Origin of the sequence: Brevibacterium pityocampae (assembly GCF_039541555.1) — a bacterium.
GTDB lineage: Bacteria > Actinomycetota > Actinomycetes > Actinomycetales > Brevibacteriaceae > Brevibacterium > Brevibacterium pityocampae.
Window position 1 is genome coordinate 1 of sequence record NZ_BAABGL010000026.1, and the last position, 1,544, is coordinate 1,544.

At 65.3% G+C, this 1,544-nt stretch carries 1 protein-coding gene and 2 pseudogenes; 1 reads left to right on the forward strand and 2 read right to left on the reverse strand.

Features of this window, described 5'->3' with window-relative positions; translation table 11 throughout:
• Positions 1 to 45 precede the first annotated feature (45 nt).
• Positions 46 to 398: pseudogene (locus ABD883_RS11980) on the reverse strand (heavy metal translocating P-type ATPase); the annotation flags it as partial.
• A gap of 34 nt (positions 399 to 432) precedes the next feature.
• Positions 433 to 810: pseudogene (locus tag ABD883_RS13815) on the reverse strand (P-type ATPase actuator domain-containing protein); the annotation flags it as partial.
• 45 nt (positions 811 to 855) lie between these two features.
• Between ABD883_RS13815 and lspA the strand changes: the two are divergent.
• Positions 856 to 1,359 (forward strand): signal peptidase II, encoded by a 504-nt coding sequence (gene lspA, locus ABD883_RS11985; RefSeq protein WP_137318385.1) that lies wholly within the window; start codon positions 856 to 858, stop codon positions 1,357 to 1,359.
• Positions 1,360 to 1,544: the final 185 nt, after the last annotated feature.

The following is a 1,544-nucleotide window of genomic DNA, read 5'->3' on the forward strand; positions in this document are numbered from 1 at the left end:
ACAAACTCGCCATCGTCTACCGCGCAGCAGTCGTACTCAACGCGGCTATTGCGTGGCTACACCATTTATCGGACACGCCCTAGAGCCCATGGATCGATCCACAGTGGTTTGCCGAGATCTGCGGGCGGCACGCAGTCCATTGAGGACGACGATGATTTCGGCGATCTCGTGGACGAGGACGACGGCAGCCAGGCCGAGGACTCCGGTGATGGCCAGCGGCAGCAGCACGGTGATGATCGCCAGCGACAGGACGATGTTCTGGTTGATAATGCGCCGCCCCCGGCGCGCATGATCGACGGTGCGAGGAATCAGGCGCAGATCATCGCAGGTGAAGCCACGTCCGCCGATTCGACCGCCGCGTCCGAGCCCGTGGCTCCCATGGCGATGCCGATGTCGGCGGCTGACCTCGACGGGAATGGATTCGCCGGTGATCGCCGAGACGTCCAGGCTGCTGTCCCCGGAGCGCACGATGCCGTCGGTGGCCAAGCGCTCACCGGCGACAAGCCGGAGCATGTCCCCGGGGACGAGGCGCTCGACGGGGACGGTGCGGGTCGTGCCGCCGGCCGTGAGGACGGTGGCACTCGACGGGATCAGAGCCAGCAGGGCGCACCAGGCGGGTCGTTCGGAGGTGGTCGTATCACGGTGGGGCCCACGAAGAAGTCCGGCCTGTTCCTCCCCGAGAGGCAATAGCCTGAACCGGTAGCATCTGAGGGTGACGATAAGAAATGATGGGACAGGTTTGGGCCTGCGTTGGCCGTTGCGGCAGCCTCGCCGCTGCAGGGTGCGGGTGCCGAGGCGTCGGCCGGCCACGGGTTGGTGCCCCCACCGTCTGGTGTCGACACCCGTGGTCAGCCGGTGAGCGCTACGTCTGTACAGCGGCCCCGGCCTCGCGAGGTGGTTGGGCTGTTGGGCGGGGCGGGGATCCTGGCACTGGTGGATCTGGGGCTCAAGGTCCTGGCTCAGACCGCTTTACCCGCTGGGCAGGTAGTCGATCTGGGCTGGATCAGCTTGCGCGTCTTTTACAATCCGGGGGTGGCTTTCAGCCTCGGGGCGTCCTTGCCTGCCTGGATGGTGATCGCCGGGACCGGGCTGGTCCTCGCCGGATTGGTGTGGTATCTGCTGGCGAACGTCCGTGCTATGGGCACAGTGGCCCGAGGCGGAGCCGTTCTGCTGCTGGGCGGGGCCTTGGGGAACTTTGTAGATCGACTGGGCGGGGCCGGCGTGGTGGATTATCTGCACACCGGCTGGTTTCCCACCTTCAACGCAGCCGACGTCTTCGTCACCGTCGGGGTGGCGGGACTGGTCCTCGGGATGCTGCGGGAGCCTGCGTCCGGTATGAGGGACGGGGACACGGCCTGAACTAGATCGGCCGCCACCAGCTCAGCGCTTTGCATAGGTTCACCTGGCCGGCGTCGACGGGATGCACGGTTCACCAGCACACAATGACGAAGCAGTTGCGAGGTGAATCGTCCTTGGTTTGATTGAGGGTAAGCCAAACATCCTGAAAGGACATCGATTCTCTGATGGCCCCGTCGAAATACCCC